This is a genomic window from Psychrobacter sp. UBA3962 (genome assembly GCF_002385225.1).
GTDB lineage: Bacteria > Pseudomonadota > Gammaproteobacteria > Pseudomonadales > Moraxellaceae > Psychrobacter.
Map to the genome: position 1 here is coordinate 27965 of NZ_DGDC01000004.1, position 20214 is coordinate 48178.

General features: G+C 43.1%; 18 protein-coding genes and 1 rRNA gene. 5 read left to right on the forward strand and 14 right to left on the reverse strand.

Annotation, left to right across the window (positions count from 1 at the left end; all coding sequences use genetic code 11):
* Positions 1-123: 123 nt before the first annotated feature.
* Positions 124-870: a two-component system response regulator OmpR gene (gene ompR / locus B3S92_RS01800; RefSeq protein ID WP_007395826.1), complete on the reverse strand. Its 747-nt coding sequence runs from the start codon at positions 868-870 to the stop codon at positions 124-126.
* Positions 871-1305: 435 nt separating this feature from the next.
* On the opposite strand from ompR, the gene B3S92_RS01805 reads away from it, so the two are divergent.
* Positions 1306-3810: a Tex family protein gene (locus B3S92_RS01805; RefSeq protein WP_414706976.1), complete on the forward strand. Its 2505-nt coding sequence runs from the start codon at positions 1306-1308 to the stop codon at positions 3808-3810.
* Between the two features lie 122 nt (positions 3811-3932).
* Here B3S92_RS01805 and B3S92_RS01810 read toward each other — a convergent pair whose 3' ends face one another.
* Positions 3933-5192, reverse strand: coding sequence for a saccharopine dehydrogenase family protein (locus tag B3S92_RS01810; protein WP_296202164.1), 1260 nt, complete (start codon positions 5190-5192; stop codon positions 3933-3935).
* Between the two features lie 604 nt (positions 5193-5796).
* On the opposite strand from B3S92_RS01810, the gene dapA reads away from it, so the two are divergent.
* From dapA to cutA, 4 genes are all read left to right on the forward strand, one after another.
* Positions 5797-6705 (forward strand): 4-hydroxy-tetrahydrodipicolinate synthase, encoded by a 909-nt coding sequence (dapA, locus tag B3S92_RS01815; protein WP_296202165.1) that lies wholly within the window; start codon positions 5797-5799, stop codon positions 6703-6705.
* A 123-nt stretch (positions 6706-6828) separates the two neighbouring features.
* The gene (locus tag B3S92_RS01820) at positions 6829-7179 is read left to right on the forward strand and encodes a hypothetical protein (protein ID WP_296202166.1); all 351 of its coding nucleotides are present in this window, start codon (positions 6829-6831) and stop codon (positions 7177-7179) included.
* 112 nt (positions 7180-7291) lie between these two features.
* On the forward strand, positions 7292-8011 hold the full coding sequence (gene purC, locus B3S92_RS01825; protein ID WP_077451487.1) for a phosphoribosylaminoimidazolesuccinocarboxamide synthase: 720 nt from the start codon (positions 7292-7294) through the stop codon (positions 8009-8011).
* Between the two features lie 87 nt (positions 8012-8098).
* Positions 8099-8410 carry a YqfO family protein gene (gene cutA / locus B3S92_RS01830; RefSeq protein WP_296202167.1) on the forward strand — a complete coding sequence of 104 codons (312 nt, stop codon included), beginning with the start codon at positions 8099-8101 and terminating at the stop codon, positions 8408-8410.
* Positions 8411-8413: 3 nt separating this feature from the next.
* Here the strand turns inward: cutA and yjgA are convergent, their stop codons facing one another.
* From yjgA to rrf, 12 genes are all read right to left on the reverse strand, one after another.
* Positions 8414-8923: a ribosome biogenesis factor YjgA gene (yjgA, locus tag B3S92_RS01835; RefSeq protein ID WP_296202168.1), complete on the reverse strand. Its 510-nt coding sequence runs from the start codon at positions 8921-8923 to the stop codon at positions 8414-8416.
* Between the two features lie 77 nt (positions 8924-9000).
* The gene (gene rapZ / locus B3S92_RS01840) at positions 9001-9945 is read right to left on the reverse strand and encodes an RNase adapter RapZ (RefSeq protein ID WP_296202170.1); all 945 of its coding nucleotides are present in this window, start codon (positions 9943-9945) and stop codon (positions 9001-9003) included.
* Positions 9946-10057: 112 nt separating this feature from the next.
* Positions 10058-10918: a pantoate--beta-alanine ligase gene (gene panC, locus B3S92_RS01845; RefSeq protein ID WP_296202171.1), complete on the reverse strand. Its 861-nt coding sequence runs from the start codon at positions 10916-10918 to the stop codon at positions 10058-10060.
* A gap of 64 nt (positions 10919-10982) precedes the next feature.
* Positions 10983-11795, reverse strand: coding sequence for a 3-methyl-2-oxobutanoate hydroxymethyltransferase (panB, locus tag B3S92_RS01850; protein ID WP_296202172.1), 813 nt, complete (start codon positions 11793-11795; stop codon positions 10983-10985).
* A gap of 61 nt (positions 11796-11856) precedes the next feature.
* Entirely contained in the window at positions 11857-12363 is a 507-nt protein-coding gene (gene folK, locus B3S92_RS01855; protein WP_296202173.1) for a 2-amino-4-hydroxy-6-hydroxymethyldihydropteridine diphosphokinase, read from the reverse strand.
* Positions 12364-12398: 35 nt separating this feature from the next.
* Entirely contained in the window at positions 12399-14489 is a 2091-nt protein-coding gene (gene pcnB, locus B3S92_RS01860) for a polynucleotide adenylyltransferase PcnB (RefSeq protein WP_296202174.1), read from the reverse strand.
* A gap of 145 nt (positions 14490-14634) precedes the next feature.
* The gene (locus B3S92_RS01865) at positions 14635-15231 is read right to left on the reverse strand and encodes a rhomboid family intramembrane serine protease (RefSeq protein WP_296202175.1); all 597 of its coding nucleotides are present in this window, start codon (positions 15229-15231) and stop codon (positions 14635-14637) included.
* 150 nt (positions 15232-15381) lie between these two features.
* Positions 15382-16386 carry a 5'-nucleotidase gene (locus B3S92_RS01870; protein WP_296202177.1) on the reverse strand — a complete coding sequence of 335 codons (1005 nt, stop codon included), beginning with the start codon at positions 16384-16386 and terminating at the stop codon, positions 15382-15384.
* Positions 16387-16599: 213 nt separating this feature from the next.
* A complete protein-coding gene (locus tag B3S92_RS01875) occupies positions 16600-17889 on the reverse strand; it encodes a TRAP transporter large permease (RefSeq protein WP_296202178.1) in 1290 nt (429 codons plus the stop codon).
* The gene (locus tag B3S92_RS01880) at positions 17886-18413 is read right to left on the reverse strand and encodes a TRAP transporter small permease (protein WP_296202180.1); all 528 of its coding nucleotides are present in this window, start codon (positions 18411-18413) and stop codon (positions 17886-17888) included. Before B3S92_RS01880 ends, B3S92_RS01875 begins: the two co-directional genes overlap by 4 nt.
* 21 nt (positions 18414-18434) lie before the next feature.
* Entirely contained in the window at positions 18435-19487 is a 1053-nt protein-coding gene (locus B3S92_RS01885; RefSeq protein WP_296202181.1) for a TRAP transporter substrate-binding protein, read from the reverse strand.
* A gap of 399 nt (positions 19488-19886) precedes the next feature.
* Positions 19887-20000: ribosomal RNA gene (gene rrf / locus B3S92_RS01890) — 5S ribosomal RNA — on the reverse strand.
* Between the last annotated feature and the right edge of the window lie 214 nt (positions 20001-20214).

The following is a 20214-nucleotide window of genomic DNA, read 5'->3' on the forward strand; positions in this document are numbered from 1 at the left end:
TATAAGCTATAGAAGAGTAGCAAATATAAAAAACTTAATATCCAAAGCTATTAATATAAAAAAATAAAAAGGCACTCTATATTAAATAGAGTGCCCTTTTTTAGGGATAAGAAAAGCTATTATTTAGGCATCTTCTTCATCGGGAACAAACACATAACCCACGCCCCACACCGTCTGAATATAACGAGCCTGCGAAGGATTGTCTTCAATTAAACGACGTAAGCGAGACACTTGAACGTCAATAGAACGCTCCATTGCGCCCCACTCTCTGCCACGCGCTAAGTTCATTAATTTATCGCGCGTTAACGGCTCACGAGGGTGCTGAACCAAAGCTTTCAATACTGAGAATTCACCCGTAGTTAAGGTCACCACGTTACCGTCTCGCTTTAAGGTGCGTGTTGATAAATCTAGGGTCCAAGGACCGAACTCTACCACCTCTACCTGCTGCGAAGGGGCACCAGGTAGCTCGCGGCTGTGGCGACGTAAAACCGCTTTGATACGAGCCAGCAACTCTTTGGGGTTAAATGGCTTGGGCAGATAATCATCCGCGCCCGCCTCTAAGCCAGCAATACGATCGCTGTCTGAGCCTTTGGCAGTCAACATAATGATGGGAATATCACTGTTGTCTTCACGCAAGCGTTTACAGATGCTAATACCATCTTCTCCTGGTAGCATTAAATCTAGCACCACCAGCGAGAATAACTCACGCTGCATCAGCTTATCCATCTGACTGCCATCATGAGCCGTACGCACCACAAAGCCGTCGTCTTCTAGAAAGCGTTGTAATAAAGAGCGCAAACGCGCATCGTCATCTACTACCAATATACGGTGGGTTAAACTGTCGGTATTGTTGATTTTATTGTCTGACATAATATTTTCCTGCTGTTTATTTATTATAGTAACCCAGAGGGTAAAGGGAAAAATACCTTTTGCATTTTTAATATCTAAAATAAATTGGGTCTTATGTTATATATGGTTATGAAGCCAGCATTAATCAATGATTAACTTAATAATATAGGGTACTCATTGCAGATAATGCTAAGGGACTATTGCCTCGACCTGTTAGCCATCCTAAAACCCACTATTATCCATTGTATTAGGCCCGACCACATTAAGCCTGACAATCGATATCATTTAGTGTATAAGATTATGAAACAAATTACACACCTATTACATAGTAGTGCTGTATGGGTTTGTTAATTAATCAAGACTTATTGACAGAAATAAACATAAATAAGCAAAAGCGTTTTTATTATGTCAGCTTTTGCTATAATGCCAACCACATTTATTAACTTCGATACGGATATGAACCAAACCGATACCCCAACTACCAACACCCCTACCAGCCAAGGCAGTACTAATTTGCCCGCTGATGTCATTGCCAACATCCATACCAAGCTTGCAAAAGAGCTGGGCATTAAGCCTGCGCAAGTCAATGCGTTTGTTAAGCTTTACGACGAAGGTGCTACGGTGCCGTTTATCGCCCGTTATCGTAAAGAGAAAACGCAAGGTCTGGATGACAGCCAATTACGTGCTTTGGAAAAAGGCCTGAATTATGAGCGCGACATGGCGTCACGTCGTGCCAAGATTCTTGAGCTACTACAAAGCCAAGGCAACCTAACTGAAGCGTTGCAAGCCCGCATCGAGCAAGCCACCTCAAAGCTTGAGTTAGAAGACATCTATTTGCCTTATCGTCCTCGTCGCCGCTCTTTGGCTGCCAAGGCCCGTGCTGCAGGCCTAGGTGAAGTTGCTGAGAAGCTGTTAACCACCGAGATCACCCCTACTGAAGCCTTAGAGGGTTATCAGTTACCTGAGACCATTACCGATGATACGGGTACTGAGATTGAAGTTGACTTCTCAGTTGCCGAAAAACAGCTGGCTGGTGTTGAAGCCATCATTATCGATGATTGGACTCAAGAACTAGAGTTGCTAGATGATTTACGTACAGGTTTCGCTAAGACAGCCACCATCAATTCAAGCTTAGCCTCTGAAGAAAAGCGTGAAGTTGGTGAGAAGTTTGCGGACTACTTTGAGCACAGTGAAAGCTTAGCACGCCTACCAAACCACCGCCTACTTGCCATGCTTCGTGGCCGTCAAGAAAACGTACTGGTGCTTAAAGTTGATGGTGAAGACGCTCCTTTTGTTGAAAAAATTATCAGCAACTTCGAATTAGATGCCAAGCAGCCAGAAGCCCGTCGTGAATTTTTAGTGGCGGCTGCTAATAGCTTGTGGAAAGACAAATGGCGTCCGCATTTAGAGCACCGCTTATTAACAGAAAAACGCTTGGCTGCCGAAGCCGATGCTATTGATGTATTCGCTAGCAATCTTCAGCATTTATTAATGGCAGCCCCTGCTGGTCGTAAAGTTATCTTAGGGGTCGATCCTGGTATTCGTCATGGCGTAAAAATGGCGGTTATTGATGCTCAGGGTCAGGTTATTCGTAATGCTGATGATACTCCTGCCACAGCCACAGTGTATCCTTTTGCTCCAGACAACAAGATGGATGAAGCAAAAGCCACTATCTCTGATTTATTAAAAGCGCGTAACGTTGAACTGGTAGCAATCGGTAATGGTACCGCCAGTCGCGAAACCGACGCTATGATCAAAGAAGTTATCGATGCCGATGAGGCCATTACTGCTAAAGCCGTTGTGGTAAATGAGTCTGGCGCTTCTGTTTATTCAGCCAGCGAGCTTGCCAGTGATGAATTGGCAGACTTAGACGTGTCAATCCGCGGCGCAGTCTCAATCGCCCGTCGCCTACAAGACCCTCTATCAGAGCTGGTAAAAGTTGAGCCAAAAGCCATTGGCGTCGGTCAATATCAGCACGATGTAAACCAGTCTCAATTATCTGATAGCTTAGATAAAGTTACTCAAGACTGTGTGAACGCGGTAGGTGTCGATGTGAACACTGCCAGTCCTGCTATTTTGGCTCACATTGCCGGTCTAAATCGCAACGTGGCTCAGCAGATCGTTAATTATCGCAAAGAGCATGGCGCCTTTACCAATCGCGAGCAGCTAAAAGACGTGCCAAGATTGGGAGTGAAAACCTTTGAGCAGGCCGCAGGTTTCCTACGCATCCGTGATGGTGAAGAGCCCTTAGATGCTACCGGCGTGCATCCAGAAAGCTATGATTTGGTAAAACAAATTCTAGAAAAATCTGGTAAAGATATTACTGAAGTCTTAGGCAATGACAGTGTGATTAATACTTTAGCCACTGACGGTATTGAAGCGGCTAATGATGAAAATATTAGTCTTACCGCCATTAAACAAGAGCTTGCCAAACCAGCCCACGACCCTCGCCCTGAGTTTAAAACGGCTCAGTTTAGAGAGGACGTCAATAGCGTCAATGATCTAGAAGAAGGCATGCAACTAGAAGGCGTGGTCACTAACGTCACTGGCTTCGGCTGCTTTGTGGACGTAGGCGTGCACCAAGATGGCTTAGTGCACATCTCTGAGATGGCCAATGACTTCGTTGAAGACCCAATGAACTTGGTTAAACCAGGCGATATCGTCACTGTTCGTGTGATTTCAGTGGATGCCAAACGCAATCGTATTGGCTTTAGCATGAAGTCAGAACAAGCAGCTCCAGCCAAACGCACTACTACTGCGGCAAAGCCAGCTACTGACAAGACTGAGACTAAGCCTACTCGTGCGCCGCGCAGAAGCAATAAAGCCAAACCTGCTAACAAAGGTGGCCGTAATAATCCACGTAGTGATAAAGCCAAAGCCAAGCCAGCTGCGAAACAAAAGCCTGAAGAAAATAAAATTGGCTCATTAGGGGCTTTATTAAAACAAGCCGGCCTTAAGTAACCGCTAAGCTAATTTGATCGTTATAAAAAAAGGACAGTCCTCATGGGCTGTCCTTTTTTATATTCATTGATTTTTTAGAGTTGATTAAAACGGTAATTAAAGCTGTCTTAACCCCTACAAAACTAGGCTGATAACTCTACAAACTCAATGCCGGCATGATCTTGTAAACGCTCTATTAAGGCTTCACCCATCGCAGCAGCTGGTGTCCAAAAACCCCCTTCAACTTCTTGCTTACTGATGTCTTGCAGTAGACATAAAGCACTTTGAGCTAGCATCTGACAGGTGCTGCCATAACCAGGGTCTTTGTCGCCCGTCACCTTAGTTAATACTTCCTGGTTGTTGCTGGTATGCCCAAAGAAGCGAATATCAAAGTAGCCATTTTCTTGTTCTGACTTAGAAGGGCCATCCCCAGATTTCGGTAGGACATGCTCATTTAACAGGTCACGGCTGGGCTTAAACATCATGCTGGCGGCAAAGCCTGCAATACCTGCCGTCATGCCATAACTCATAAGGCGACCTTTTAAACCTGCTGGTAACCACATGGCCTCATCATATTTAAAGTCACGACCGTATTGATAATCGCGTAATTGGTTCGAGCGATGAACAATGCGGGTATTAATAGAAGCCATAATAAAGGGCGCTACCCAGCGCTCGTTTTCCGCATCCCACTGAGGAAGGTTAACATTTTCTTGACGCACATTAGGGCGATTGTCATCATCATTTAACAGATAAGGGTTGGCTAACTGTTTACGTAGCGACTTGTCTTTGCCAAGCTCCTCAAAGATGGTAGCCATCGAAGACACCGTCCCACCTGATAAGCCTCCTTTGGCCGCTTTCACTCGCATATTGATGGTTTCACAATACTCGCCATGCTCTTTTTGGGCACAGTTTTGGGTGAATAGTACGCCTAGATCCGAAGGCAAGGAGTCAAAGCCACAAGAGTTGACGATACGGGCTCCAGAATCTTTGGCCGTTTGTTGGTACTTATCGAGCATATTTTTGATGAATAAAGCCTCACCCGTTAAGTCGACATAATCTGTGCCATTTTCAGCACAGGCTTTGATTAAAGGCTCCCCATATTTTAAATAGGGGCCTACCGTGGAGATAATTACTTGGGCTTGGGCTGCCATTTTATTTAAACTATCAGCGTCATCACTGTCTGCAATGATAATCGGTAGCTCTGTATTACCTACCTGCTCCTTAACTTGCTCTAGTTTTTGTTGATTGCGCCCAGCAATCGCCCAGCTTACTTCATTGCCCGCACTGCCCTCTGCTAGGAACTTTTGTAAATAGGCAGCAACCAACTGGCCCACAAAACTTGTGGCTCCATAAAGCACAATCCCGTATTTCTGCTGTGAGTTTTTTATATTTTCATTTGTCATACAGTTCAATCCCTTAAAGTATTTATTATTTAAGTCTCTATTTATTTAAAAGTAACCCTTGGATTAGCTATCGACTGATAAAGCCAACAGCTATCAATTCATTAAAGCATACTCCTGTAATAGGAGAAACTACAGTTTGTAAGAGCGCCTTAACCTGAAGCAATAAACACAGTAAAAATTGAAGGGCCATAAATTTTCACTTTTTATTCATATTTTTATCAAATGTGTGGTATCACATAGCGCCATTTAGACGTAAAATAGCTTAATGATTGCTTTAGGGCGAATGTGCTACACTAATTGCAATTTTTAAACCTACTTTCAAGCTTTATGCTTAATAAAAAGCCAAAGTAATTGGCTAATACAGGCTAGCATGCGATTACTTTGCTTTAAGAGTCAGTACTACTAACTTTCTGTATTTACCGTGATCTGATTAGGCAGCCGTAAATTTTAAATTAAATGTTAGTTGCGTAGTAAAAAGCACTTGTTATGATAGTCTTAGCTACTATCAAATCTGCTCAGACAAATCCGCTTAAAAAGATTGATGTGATAAATAAACACGCTAATATATTGAAGTAACTTTAGTTAAAAATAACAAGGCAATATTATGAGTAACCCCTATTCTGAATTTAAAACCCAACTACAAGGCTCTATGGTTGCCTTAGTCACTCCTATGCTGACTAATGGAGAGGTAGATTATCCTCGTCTTGCCGAGCTAATTGACTGGCATATCGAACAAGGGACAGACAGCTTAATAGCGGTCGGTACCACGGGTGAGTCTGCTACCTTGTCTATGCAAGAGCACAGTGATGTGATCCGCTTTTTTGTGAAGCATGTAAATGGCCGTATTCCTGTTATCGCTGGAACCGGTGCCAACAACACCCAAGAAGCCATACATTTAACCTCAGAAGCCAAAGATGCTGGTGCTGATTGTGCCTTATTAGTAGCCCCTTATTACAATAAGCCCACTCAAGAAGGCTTATTTCAGCACTACAAAGCGATTGCTGAAGCTGTAGATATGCCGCAAATGCTTTATAATGTGCCAGGACGTACTGTGGTAGATATCGCACAAGAGACGGTTGAACGTCTAGCGGATATTGAAAACATTGTCGCTATTAAAGACGCGACCGGTTCTGTAGAACGTGGAAAATTGCTAATTGAAGCTTTAGGTGATCGTATTGTGGTGCTATCAGGCGATGACGGTACGGCGCTAGAGCTTATGAAACATGGTGCTAAAGGCAATATCTCAGTAACGGCGAATATTGTACCTAAAGCCATGAGCCAAGTGTTCAATGCCGCTTTAAAAGGCGACTTTGAAACCGCTACCAAAGTTCACGATACTATTGCGCCACTGCACAAGTTAATGTTTATCGAATCAAGCCCTATTCCAGTGAAGTATGCTTTGAATAAAATGGGCAAAATTGAAAAAGGCATTCGCTTGCCAATGGTCTGGTTAAGTGAGCAGTACCATGATCAGGTAGATGCAGGCTTACGTGCCGCAGGTTTAATTGACTAATAGCGTTAATTGCTTCCCATTACGTTTAACTTCGGTACTTTTGACTATCAGTACTTTTGAATACAAGCTGTATGGCAAAGAGAAATCTATCCCTTTACTCGTACAGCTGACAAAGGATGACCCATGTCTCAAATTGAATTTTCAAATCATTCACAGCCCTCTTTGGTCGCAACTTTGCGCACCGTAACGCAGGTTGCGATTATTGCGGCAAGTAGCGTTGCTTTTTTATCAGGATGCCAAGCGACTAAAGGGGCTTTTGGTAAAATTGGAGATGGCAGCTTGGCTTATCAAAAAGCTGAAAAACTTGATCCTATTCAATTGCCAGCCGATCAAGAGACCGCTCCTTTTGTTCCGCTTTACCCTACTCCGGCTGTAGGCGTGAATACTCTTGATATTGAAAACGAGTCTGGCAAACGCTATGAGTTACCAGCGCCTCATCGTCAAGTGCCCACAGCCAATCAAGCTAGCAATTAAGGGTTAGCTTGATTATTTAGTTGTTTACTTTACTACCGCCACTCTACTTTTAAACCCCCTTTAGGGATACTGACACCTCCGCTCAGTAAACCATATGCATAGGACTTAAATCATGCAGCTTGAAAAAAAAGACCTGCTTTACAAAGGCAAAGCCAAATCTGTTTATGAAACAGAGAACCCAGATTACTTAATCCTTCACTTCCGTGATGATACTTCTGCTTTTAACGGCGAGCGTATCGAGCAGTTAGGTCGTAAAGGACAAGTAAATAACCGCTTCAATGCATTTATTATGCAAAAACTTGATGAAGCCGGTATTGAAACTCACTTTGAGAAGCAGCTTTCTGATGATGAAGTTCTAGTGAAACGCTTAGAGATGATTCCAGTAGAGTGTGTGGTACGTAACTTTGCAGCGGGTAGCCTTGTACGTCGTCTTGGACTAGAAGAAGGTCAGCCTCTAACTCCTCCTACTTACGAGTTATTCTTTAAAGATGATGCCCTAGGTGATCCTATGGTCAACGAATCGTTGTCAGTGGCATTGGGCTGGGCAACTCCTGAGCAACTGGCTAAAATGAAAGAGCTTACTTTCAAAGTAAATGACGTTCTAAAACAGTTATTCGATGAAGGCGGCCTAATGCTAGTCGACTTCAAACTTGAATTCGGCGTATTCCAAGACCGTATTGTACTAGGTGATGAATTCTCACCAGATGGCTGCCGTATCTGGGACAAAGAAACCAAGAAAAAACTAGACAAAGACCGCTTCCGTCAAAGCCTAGGTGACGTAATCGAATCTTATGAAGAAGTGGCTCAGCGTATTGGTGTGCCTTTAAACTAAGCAGCCTTCATTGCTACACTTTGCTTTATCAAAGCCGACTATGATTAAATTATAGTCGGCTTTTTTATATTAAAAGGAAATAAGACTATGTACAAGCTAACTGTATTTATTCCAGAATCAAACTTAGAACCAGTGAAACAAGCTTTGTTTGACGCAGGCGCTGGCCATATTGGTAATTACTCTCACTGCTGTTGGCAGGTTAAAGGTACGGGTCAATTTATGCCTGAAGCAGGCAGTCAGCCTCATATCGGTGAGCAAGATAGCGTTGAGCAGGTGACCGAATGGCGGGTAGAAATGGTGGTGGCTAAAGATAAGATTTCTGAGGTTATAGAAGCATTAAAGCAGGCGCACCCTTACGAGACGCCTGCTTATGATGTGATTGAGGTAATAGATATTTAACCGTTAATCTAGCTGACTCAAGATAGCGACCTCTTTAATGTAGCTCAATAAGTCGGTTTCTGATTCTTGCAGTAGCTCATCGTCATTCATGTGCTTGGCATATTCAATCCATAACAACAGCTGGAATAAGCTATTACGCTCTGCCGCTTTGAACTGCTTACAGAACTGCTTTAAGGTGCTTTCATCATTAATATTTAAGCGGGTATACCAGCCTTCAATTTTAACAGCTTGCTCTTTGCTAAATCGAATTTGGAACAGAGCATCGACTAAAGCGTGGCGATCCTCTTCACTGATTAACTTGCCCACACGCTTAATTTGACGATTACGAGCGGTGGCACTGGTGATATCAGATAAAGCCATCAGCTCAGCCAAGAAGTATTCCGTTGCCGGCAATTTCTTCATCTGTTTTTTGGATAAAGCCGCCAATGGCACAGACAGTTTCTGTAAGCGCTCATGGGCTTTTTTTAGTTCAGTGCGAGAAACTCGCATGTCATGTTCGGACCAATCAATCATAAAAATCTCAAATTAATAATAAAGTAATATCGGCACTTTGGTATAACTTGGGGCTTCGCAGGTCAGAATACCTGCTTTTAATGTCCCCAGTGTAATTTTTCACGGTGCTTAACCATCGCTTTTAGCTCGCTTGGCAAGCTTTGTGACAATCTAGTATGCAGCTTCTCGGTAATAAATACTGAGCGGTGTTTGCCCCCTGTACAGCCAATTGCTACCGTAACCGTGTGTCTATTGTTGTGCAAAAATTCAGGCAGCCAGCGATTTAAAAACTGGTAAATATCCTGCTGCATTTCGTCCACTTCTGGAAACTCTGCAAAAAACTCAGCCACCTCAACATCTCGACCGGTCTTAACCCTTAATTTAGGATCCCAGTGCGGGTTGGGCAAGATGCGCACATCAAAAATAAAATCAGCATCAATGGGCACCCCATATTTGAACCCAAAGGACAGCAGGTTGACGGTAATTTTATTATCTGCTCCTATGTATTCACGCACCAGCTCTTTTAACTGATGAATATTAAGGCTACTGGTGTCGATGGTAATATCGGCGTTGCTGGCAATTGAATGCAGCGTTTCGGTTTCCTTTTTTATGGCGCTGGGTAAGTTTTTGACCTCATAACTCGACATCGCCATTAAAGGATGCACTCGGCGTGTGGCGGCAAAACGTGCTACCAATACCGACTCTCGTGCGGTTACATATAAAACCTTAACGCTATTAACGCCATAAGCTGTCAATAGCTGCTCATAAATACTTTTAAAATTAGAGGAGTCTGCTTGTAACGTTCTTATGTCTACGCCCAAGGCTAGTTTTTTAATATCACCATCTTCTGTCAGCTTTTCAGCGGCTGCCGGCAATAAAGATAAGGGCATGTTATCAATAACGTAATAACCCAAATCCTCTAAAATATTAAGCACTGAGGTCTTACCGGAGCCGGAACGTCCGGAAACAATCAAAACCTCTACTGCTAATACCTCAGGATTCGGCTGTAGCGCTGTTTCAGCTTCTGATTGCTTGGCAGACATATGGTAGACCCCCTATCCTTGTATTGTAAGATGCTATGACTATTACTCAAATAACTAAAGCCGACAAGCTCCGCACTTTTATTTCAATACCGTACCACACTTAAGGCTACTGCTAAACATCGACCTCTTGGTTATCTAATAACCGCGCTTTACCCAACCAGGCTGCTACTGCTATTAACCAAGACTGCTTGCCAGCAAACTCGGTAATCGGTGTTAGTTCTTGATTCTTTACTTCAAGATAATCAACCTTAAAGCCTTTAGCATTAATTGCAGCAATACTTTGCTCAATTAGACTTTCAAGATCACTGTCACAGCTAGCTTTTCCATTTTGTAATTTTAGCGCTAAATCTTGAACTGCTTTATGAAGCTCAGGAGCCTTGGCTCTCTCTTCTTGTGTCAAATACTGATTGCGTGAAGATAAGGCCAGCCCATCCTCTGCACGAACTATAGGACCCCCAATCAGCTGTATATCAAAACTTAAGTCTCGGACCAACTGCTTAATAATCGCCAGTTGCTGATAGTCTTTTTTGCCAAAGACAGCCACATCAGGCTGTACAATGTTAAACAGCTTAGTGACCACTATCCCCACTCCATCAAAATGGGTAGGACGTGATTTACCACACAGCATTTGACTGATATTACCTGCTAACACTTGGGTCGGAGGCGGCATAACTGGGTACATCTCCTCCACCGTAGGGGCAAAGATATAGTCCGCTTCTGCTTCTTTTAATTTCTGGGTATCCGCCTCCAAAGTCCTAGGATAGCTGTCTAAATCTTCTCCTACCCCAAACTGGGTAGGGTTAACAAAGATACTGACCACCACGATATCTGCATGCTGTTTGGCCAGCTTTACCAAAGAGATGTGACCTTGGTGTAGATTACCCATGGTAGGTACTAAGGCTACTGTTCTATTGGCTCTTAGTGGTTTAAGCGCTTCACGTAACGATTTAATAGAGTTATGAGTGATGGTCATGCAGTTATCCTAATGATCCGATCGATTACCAACTGAAAGAGTTTATTTAAATAGTTAAGTACGGTTAATTAAACTGATGCTGTGGTTGAGGGTAGCTGCCTTCTATGACCGACTGATGAAATAAAGCAAAAGCACCCTCTACACTACCCGCATAATCACTTTGCTGATTACGCTCATCGGTTAAGAAGTCATGGACAAAACGCGCCACTCTACCATGGGTTACCCCCAACATATCGTGCATCACCAAAACTTGACCATCGGTATCAGCGCCAGCACCAATACCAATCACTGGCACATCCACAGCTTCTGTTACTTGTTTCGCCAAGGCGGCTGGCACACACTCTAGCAAGATAATTGCCGCCCCCGCCTCGACGACCGCCTTAACATCGGCCATCAATTTGGCCGCGCTATCTTCTGTTTTACCTTGTACTTTATAACCACCGAACACGTTAACCGATTGCGGAGTTAATCCTAGATGAACACAAATCGGTGCTCCAGCAGCTGTCAATGCAGCTACCTTATCTACCAGCTCTGCACCGCCTTCTAACTTAATGACTTGTGCCCCTGCTTGCATGATTTTTCTAGCATTAGCAATAGTGTCCTCAAGCGTAACATAGCTCATAAACGGCAAGTCCGCTAGAATCAGCGCATGCTTGTTGCTGCGCGCCACGTTCGCAGTGTGATATACCATATCATCAACGGTCACCGGTAATGTTGAGTCATGGCCCTGAACCACCATACCCAGGCTGTCTCCGATTAAGATAGTATCGACTTCAGCATTCTGCATCATTTTTGCAAACATCGCATCATAGCAAGTCAGACAGCTGAATTTACGACCCTCTTTTTTGTATTTATTTAAAGTCGATAAAGTAATCATATAAGGTCACCTAAGAAGAAATAATCAAATAAACAATAAAGGACCAACTAAATATTATGAACTAAGACAAGCGACTAAGCCCTGACCAATCCTGACTTTGTTCCAAGTCAGCAATAGTAATCCCGTTAATCTTCACGGTAGGATTGAGCTCAGCTAAGGGCATCAGAACGAAATTACGCTGAGTGATGCCAGGATGAGGCACTGTTAAGGTAGGGCTATTCACTTGCTCATCGCCATAAAGTAGCACATCCACATCTAAGCTTCTCTCCCCCCAATGACGCAAACGAACGCGCTGTGCTTGCTGCTCTAATTGTTGGCACAAGCTCAGTAAGTCATGGGGCTTCAAAGTGGTCTCAATTTCAACAACGGCATTGATAAAGTCTGGCTGATCTTGAGGCCCCATAGGCTTAGAGGCGTAAAGAGATGAGGCCTTCACCTGAGTTACCTTAGGATGAGCCTCCAAACTTTGTATGGCGTTATGAATGTGCTGACTAGGACTGCCCAGCTCATTGGTAAGGTTACCACCCAATCCCAGATAACAGCGTTTACTAGTTGAGGCTTTCTCCATAATAACTGATACCTTATGACTGATTGTGGCCCGTTTTATTTGTTAGCCTTTTTTTCACTGACACTAATCGTAGAGCTTGGCTCACGACGACGACGCGTGGCCGGCACTCGATCACTTTTAGGAATAACTTTATCAGTAAGGGCTACTGGGGTTGAGCTTGGTTTTTCAGTTTTTACCTGCTTCTGCTTAGACGCTGTCACTTTTGGCTCAGGCGTAGAGGCTACTAATTGCTTAGGACTAGCTGACTGACTGTTCTCTACTTTAGCCTCAGAGGCAGTCTTAGCGGTTAACGCTTGTGGCTGTTTTTGCTTCTCAGCAACACTCTGCTCACTTTTGGCTGCTTGCATGCGTTCAGAGTATGACAGCGTTTGGCTAGGCTGACGACGTCGACGCTGACTGGGGATAGGCTCCGCTTTTGGTAATAACACCACATCTTTTTTTACCACCAACTGCGAAGAAACCACCTTGTCTGTGCTGGTTTTAGCAATGTTCTTTGAAGCAGGCTTAGCTGTACTTGAAGGCTCATTTTGCTTTGTTGACTGAGCTGTCTTAGCAGTTGCTTGATGCGCTTCAGTCTGCTCAACCTGCTGCTTATCAATATCAGATTGCTGTGGCACTTGTTTTGCCATTTTATCTGCATTGATGGTAAATAGCGGGCTTGGCTGGCTTTTTTGAGAGGTTTGCTCACCTGCCAACTTACCTAAAGAGAGCTTTTCAAGTTGCGCTCTTTCGGCAGCATAGTGTTTATTTTGGGTAGGGCTACTGCCTTCTTTTTGCTTAGGAGGTTTGGGGCTATAAGCAGCAGTTTGATTATTCGCTTTAGCCACCGGACTGTTTTGATCGTCCTGACGGTTTCGGTTGCGATTGCGGTTACGGCTTGATTTACTAGCACCGCGGCGACTGTCTCCAGCAAAACTATCAATGGCTTGTTGCTTTTGTTTTTCTGATAATGTCTGATACGTTTGCCACCACTCTCCCATACCATTGGTAGACTCAGACAGCGGATTCAACTCATCATCACACTGCTCACGCAATAATAAGAAGTCAAAAGCCGCTCTAAATCGAGGATGCTCTGCCAACTGTGGAATCTGCTTCACTCTAGGATTGGCAAGTTTGGGCTGCATCACCCAAATATCACGGATAAACTGCTCGGCAAAACGCGGAATCGCAGTCTTAATACGCTGACGGTCAATAACTTTACTGGCAGCTTGTAGCTGAGCATCATGAAAAGGCATGTTTTTCTTTTTAAACTTAGCCAATTGATGCAAGTAATTGTCCCAAAGTAGCGCTGCATAGAAGAAAGCGGGGTTGATACTTTTACCCAAAGCAATTCGCTTATCAGTATTGATAGCAACTTGATTTACCAATCTGCTGGGCTGCTCTGGTGGATAGATAATTAGATGACGAATGGCGCCATATTCAAACAATAACGGCAATAAAGGCACTAAATAACCGCCCGTGAACATCTTCTGCGATTCATCATACAGTCTGTGCGGAGAAACCTGATCCAGCAAAGCCCAGTTGTCATCATGAAACTGCTCTGATAATTCTTTATCAAATTCGAACCCAAGTTTGGCTTTAAAGCGTAAAGCGCGTAGTAATCTGACTGGGTCTTCTTCGATACGCAAAGGCGCATGCCCCAACAATCTAAGGGTTTTATTTTTGATATCATCTAACGCATTACAAAAGTCATGTACTACCCCTTTCAAAGGCTCGTAATACATAGCGTTGATGGAAAAATCGCGGCGGGCAAAGTCTTGATGAATATCGCCCCAAACGTTATCGCGGACGATCATACCATCACTGGTAGTATGCTCGTTACCAGTAGGGGGCGCACGGAAAGTGGCCACCTCAATCATGTCACGGCCTGAATACACATGTGCCAATTGAAAACGACGCCCAATAATACGGCAACGCTTGCCAAACAAGTCTTTCACTTCATGCGGTCTTGCATCAGTTACGGCATCAAAGTCTTTTGGATTGAGACCTAAAAGTGTGTCACGGACCCCACCACCGACAATATAAGCCTCAAAACCAGCTTTAGTCAAAGTGGCAATCACTTCAATAATCGAATTGGGTAAATCCGCCTTACTTAACCCTAACTGCTTGGCTGAACGTTCTGCCATGCATCTACTCCCTACAAACTAACAAAAGCCCATGATTACCCGCCAAATTTGCGGCTAAGTAAACTAAGGCATATATAATCGCTAGTGTAACAAATTTTCAAGGTTGATGCCCAACATACTGAGCCTTGGTAATATTAATATCTGCTTAGTAATTATTGCCATAATAATGCTTTGAATTAGCACCAATTAACAAACCAACGCAGAGACCGCCAAAGTGAGCCGCGAAAGAAATACCCGTTTGGGGCATAAGCCCTTCTTTTAATATGAACCAGTAGCTGGCTCCCATTAATATACAGGCCAACAAATAACCCCAACGTCTCGCAAAAACGGCACCCCCGATCATATAACCCAGCATCGCAAATATTAATCCTGAGGCTCCAATATGGATAGAGAACGGCGACCCCAATCCCCAGGTCATTAATCCAGAGCCAATAATTAGCTTTACTATCGTTCGATAAGCATTACGCTCAAATAGCCCAAATAAAAATAATATTTGTACTAAAACAAGGGTGTTTCCCATTAAATGAGCAAAATTACCATGCATGGTCCAAGAGGAGGTAACCCCAATCAAACTATTTAGGCTTAGACTGCGCGGAATAATACCTAGCGCATTCCAAAAATTAAACAATATCGTACTGTTTAAAATATACATGCCCCATATGGGAATCAAGACGAAACCATAAAGGCCAATCACCTGGCTAAGACGATGTTTAATAAGACTAAATAGTTTCTGCCAATTCATATATATCGCCCTATCGTAGGGATTTTAAACGCCCTATTTTGTAATAACAAAGCCCTTAAACACCCTTTAATTTGGATGTAAATAACGACTGCTTAAAACTATATAACTATATAACTACGCCCTACTATAAACAGGTCAGCTAGAGAATAGTTAACCAGAACGTTTGGTTCTAGGGGTCCAAGTGTGTTTATAAAGCTTGGAGGTGGAGTGATAAGGCACTAAGGCAGTGGGCACATAGTTTCTGGCAGCCTCAATGTGCTGAATGGAATCATCAAAAAAGATATGCGGAGCAAAGGTTTTTAACACTGAGGTTTTTTCAAGTCCCCCCAAAAAAAATGCCATATCTACTGAAACGCCCCAATCACGCAAGGTCTTAATAGCTCGTAAATCAGCCGGTGCATTACGGGCAGTAACTAAGGCAATCTGAATGGGCTGAGACTCTTCTGTACGAGGCAGCCTATCTTGTAACAATGATAGTTTTATTAATAAGTCTGCATAAGGCCCTTTTTCAATAGGTAAGTCAGTCATTTTAGCCTCCCTATCATGAAAGGCCTTGAGTCCTTTTTGCTTGTATAAAAGCTCGCCAGAGTCATCAAATAACACCGCATCTCCATCAAAGGCAATGCGTAATTGCTCGGTATCTAACTTGAAGGTGTTGACCGGTGTCGCATCCAATATAGCGCAGGCACAAATCTTGGCATCAGCCACACTTTGAGCGTCCTCTCTGTTGGTAGTCAAAAATAGATCTACCTTAAAGTCGGCGATATAATCCGCCACCTCACCGCCAGAAATAAACGCTGAACGGGTAATACACAAGCCACGTTTTCGAATAGCGTTTAATACCCGAATCCCCGTTTCAGGACAACTCTTTGAAATAATCACTACCTCAACTAAAGGAGCATTATTTTGGTAGCTGCCCGGATGATTGTCTCTAGCACAGTTATTTAAATTTAATATGGCTTGAATTAATGGAAAGCCTGCTCCTATTTCTAGGGGATCATTTTCATGTTGCTGCATATATTCCCGAAATCTTTGGGTGGCAGTTAAAGGATCTTGTTCAATCAACTGTTCACGATAGGTTTCGGATTCATTTAAATCAAAAAGTGCGGTTGCGGAGATCGCAACAATTAATGTATTTGAGAGATCTACAGCCATTACTACCCAAGCCTCAATAAACCAGTGATTAACTAAATGAGTTATTATCCCATAAACGTCTGCATTTTATAGACCTATATACACCAGTTTAACTGACATTTAAAGAACGGTTTAACTTACTAATACCAATAAAACCATCATGGCACTGTGCCAAAAAACAAAAAACCACACCCTCTGTTAGAAGGTGTGGCAAAAAATTGCTAATAGGTTAAGTTAATTTACAAGTATTAAAGAGATGGCAGGGAACGCGACCAAAATAGCCAGTCGTACCACGTCTGAGACAATGAATGGCGCCACTCCCTTAAACATATCAGACAACTTAATGTGGGGTGCCATCGCCTTAATTACGAATATGTTCATGCCCATGGGCGGAGTAATTAAGCCTAATTCAACCGTTAGTACTGCGATAATACCAAACCAAACTGGATCATAACCTAGAGCCACTACAATCGGGAATACCACCGGGATAGTAATAACCAACATGGCTAGGGCATCCATAAATAGGCCCAATAAGAAGTACATCACTAAAATGCACAGTAGGACCACCATAGGACTAACCGCTAAGGTCCCAATCCAAGTTGCCAATGAGTAAGACAAGCGAGACACTGAGATGAAGTACCCCAACGCTTCTGCACCCAGTAGCATAAAGAACACCACTGCAGACAACGCCAAAGTCTCAATCAATGACTGTTTAAGCCCATCCATACGCATGCCTTTGGCAAAGGCATAGGCCCATGATACAAAGGCACCTACAGCCGCACCCTCTGTCGGGGTAAACAAGCCAAAGAAAATACCTGCAATAATGATAATGAAAATGAAGCTGAAAGGGATAAGACCTGTTAATGACAATAGCTTATCTTTCCAGCTTGTAGGCTCTCCTCGCTGGGCCAAATGAGGTTTCCAGCGTACCATGATCATCACGGTAATCGAATACATCACCATGCCTAATATGCCCGGCAAAAAACCAGCGATAAACATATCGCCCACAGATTGCTGGGTCAAAATGGCATAGACCAGTAAAGCAATACTCGGTGGAATCATAATCCCTAAGGTGCCGCCTGCTGCTAAAATACCACAAGCAAAACCTGGCTGATAACCATACTTCTCCATCTGTGGCAGTGCCACTTTAGTCATGGTTGAAGCTGTGGCCAAAGAAGAGCCTGAGATAGACGCAAAAATACCGGAGGAACCAATCCCTGCAATACCAAGACTGCCTCTAACACCCCCGAAAATAGTACGTGTCGCTTCAAATAATTTGCCTGCCATACCTGAGTGAGTGGCAAATACGCCCATTAAAATAAATAAAGGGATGGCACTAAAATCGTATTTTGCCAGTACGTCTACAGGTAAATCTTTTAGCATCTGTACCGCACCATCTGGGGTAGTGACTGCACCAAAACCAACCAGACCAACACCTAGCATGGCTAAAGCCACTGGGACTCGAAAAACAACGAGGAGGATCATAACGACTAGGCCGATAGCGCCAATAATTTCTGGACTCATGCGCCTGTCTCCTCGGCGTCAAAGAACTCGCCTGTTTTAAAGATGTTGATGGATTCGATCAGTGATCGTATGGCTAGCAAAACACTTAAAAAAGCACTGATTAAGTAAATGGGCATCATTGAAATACGAAGATCTTGGGTTACCTTGCCAAACTCTATGGCATCAAAGGCACTCTCAATTAACCCCCAAGTAAAGAAAGCTCCGATTACAAAAAATCCCAACATAAACACACCCATCATATAGCCCTTCATGGCTCTGGACATTTTTTGGGTGAAGATATCAACGATAATTTGTGAGCGTTCGACAAAAGCGGCGAAAGCGGCTAGTAAAGCAAACAGCATGAAAAAAGATACAATCTCCACACTGCCCTTTACGGTAAAGCCAAAATCTCCGCCCGTAAGTTTAAAGACATAGCGAGCAACAACATCTAACATGGTTGTCAGAACAATGATGATAAGACTAATACCACCAATGAACTGACAAAACCTTGAAATTAGAGTGCTGATCTTTAGCAAATAAGCCATAAGACAACTCCTCTAATTTAGTTAACCCTTACAAGCTGCGCTGGCCGCTTTTGCTTTTGCATAGACACCATCGGCGTCAAGACCTTGTGCCTTTAGATCATCAAGATACTTTTTCGTGCCTTTTTCAAGAGGTCCTTTCCAGTCCGGATCATTTAATGGATCTGGAATTTCAATGATTTCATCTCCCTTAGCTTTAGCGGCTTCAATTGCCATCAAGTCATGTTTATCAAATACCTCGCCTACTTTATTCGCCAGTGCCATGCCTGAGTGTTTATCCAGAATTTGTTTTAGGTCATCAGGTAAGCTTTCATATTTATCCTTATTCATAGCCACCATCAAGGCTGAGCTATAGAAAGGAATATGAGTATGGTACTTAGTAATCTCATCAATTTTAAAGGCTGTCACGGCCTCCCATGGGAAGCTTAAACCATCGACCACACCGCGCTGTAATGAGGTATACATATCGTTAGCAGGCAAACCTACAGGAGAAGCCCCTGCGCTCTCAATAATGTCTCCTGCGACCGCTGAAGGACGACGAATTCGCATCCCTTTCATATCTTCAGGAGTACGAATTAATTTATTTGTGGTATGTAGCGATCCTGGACCAGCCCCATACATGAAGAGCACATGAGAATCTTGATACTCACTCGCGATGGTACCGTCTTCATATAAAGTCTGTAAGATACAACCCATTTGAGTGGCTGAATTTGATAAACCCGGAAGCTCGGCAACCTGAGTTAACGGAAAGCGACCGCTGGTATAGCCGTGAGCCTGTGAGCCAATATCAATAGTGCCTTTGACAGCAGATTCATAAGTAACATCTGCCTTACTAAGGCCGGCTGAAGGATACATTTCTATCTTTAGTCGACCATTAGACTCTTCTTCAATTTGCTTAGCCCATGGCTCAAATACTTCTGTACTAATAGAAGAGGTGGCTGGCCAAAAATGAGAGAAACGTAAAACTGTGGTTTCTGTAGAAGCAGACCCTTTGGCAGAATCAGAAGATTGGTTTGAGCAGCCGGTAAGGCCTACGGCCAGTAAAAGAGCCATAGATAAAGAGGTACGTAATGACATTATCAATTCCTTTTGATAAATAAATAATAAACTCCATTAGTAATTAATAGAGCGTTTAATTTTAAACTTATAAAGGAGTTGATAATACGAGGGCTATCGGCCTATCTCTACTAAGATAAAGTAGTGCCGAAGTATAATGAAAATAGCAGATAGATAGTAAGTCAGCATTGCTTCCAATACCTTCCTTGAGCCGACTTAATATATTCTCAACTCCTTTTAAGAATATAAGTCAAAATTAGCAGTCAAAACGATATAAGTCAAATCATTTTAAGAAGATATTTAGCTAATACTGAATAAAGCCATAAGCTATTTTAGGTAAGTGCTTGTCAGCTATGCAATTATTGAAGCACATAAAAAAAGCCCCCATTCGAATTGAATGGGGGCTTTTAGGGTATAGGGAGCTGACGATGACCTACTCTCACATGGGCGAACCACACTACCATTGGCGCAACGATGTTTCACTTCTGAGTTCGAGAAGGGATCAGGTGGTTCCATCGTGCTATTGTCGTCAGCAAAGGGGGTATAGATATGAGTTGGTTAAGGGTTAGCTTAACTTTGTTTGACTATTATATCAGAACCTGAATCAAATATTATCAGGATGATATCGAAATAATTATAGCTTGCTCTTTATAAGGAGCTACAAAACCACTTGGGTGTTGTATGGTCAAGCCAAACGAGCAATTAGTACAGGTTAGCTACACGCATCACTGCGCTTCCACACCCTGCC

Bases quoted from the DNA above. Each gene is read 5' to 3' on its own strand.
- ompR (WP_007395826.1), bottom strand. From the start codon at position 870: ATGTCAGACAATAAAATCAACAATACCGACAGTTTAACCCACCGTATA.
- B3S92_RS01805 (WP_414706976.1), top strand. From the start codon at position 1,306: ATGAACCAAACCGATACCCCAACTACCAACACCCCTACCAGCCAAGGC.
- B3S92_RS01810 (WP_296202164.1), bottom strand. From the start codon at position 5,192: ATGACAAATGAAAATATAAAAAACTCACAGCAGAAATACGGGATTGTG.
- dapA (WP_296202165.1), top strand. From the start codon at position 5,797: ATGAGTAACCCCTATTCTGAATTTAAAACCCAACTACAAGGCTCTATG.
- B3S92_RS01820 (WP_296202166.1), top strand. From the start codon at position 6,829: ATGTCTCAAATTGAATTTTCAAATCATTCACAGCCCTCTTTGGTCGCA.
- purC (WP_077451487.1), top strand. From the start codon at position 7,292: ATGCAGCTTGAAAAAAAAGACCTGCTTTACAAAGGCAAAGCCAAATCT.
- cutA (WP_296202167.1), top strand. From the start codon at position 8,099: ATGTACAAGCTAACTGTATTTATTCCAGAATCAAACTTAGAACCAGTG.
- yjgA (WP_296202168.1), bottom strand. From the start codon at position 8,923: ATGATTGATTGGTCCGAACATGACATGCGAGTTTCTCGCACTGAACTA.
- rapZ (WP_296202170.1), bottom strand. From the start codon at position 9,945: ATGTCTGCCAAGCAATCAGAAGCTGAAACAGCGCTACAGCCGAATCCT.
- panC (WP_296202171.1), bottom strand. From the start codon at position 10,918: ATGACCATCACTCATAACTCTATTAAATCGTTACGTGAAGCGCTTAAA.
- panB (WP_296202172.1), bottom strand. From the start codon at position 11,795: ATGATTACTTTATCGACTTTAAATAAATACAAAAAAGAGGGTCGTAAA.
- folK (WP_296202173.1), bottom strand. From the start codon at position 12,363: ATGGAGAAAGCCTCAACTAGTAAACGCTGTTATCTGGGATTGGGTGGT.
- pcnB (WP_296202174.1), bottom strand. From the start codon at position 14,489: ATGGCAGAACGTTCAGCCAAGCAGTTAGGGTTAAGTAAGGCGGATTTA.
- B3S92_RS01865 (WP_296202175.1), bottom strand. From the start codon at position 15,231: ATGAATTGGCAGAAACTATTTAGTCTTATTAAACATCGTCTTAGCCAG.
- B3S92_RS01870 (WP_296202177.1), bottom strand. From the start codon at position 16,386: ATGGCTGTAGATCTCTCAAATACATTAATTGTTGCGATCTCCGCAACC.
- B3S92_RS01875 (WP_296202178.1), bottom strand. From the start codon at position 17,889: ATGAGTCCAGAAATTATTGGCGCTATCGGCCTAGTCGTTATGATCCTC.
- B3S92_RS01880 (WP_296202180.1), bottom strand. From the start codon at position 18,413: ATGGCTTATTTGCTAAAGATCAGCACTCTAATTTCAAGGTTTTGTCAG.
- B3S92_RS01885 (WP_296202181.1), bottom strand. From the start codon at position 19,487: ATGTCATTACGTACCTCTTTATCTATGGCTCTTTTACTGGCCGTAGGC.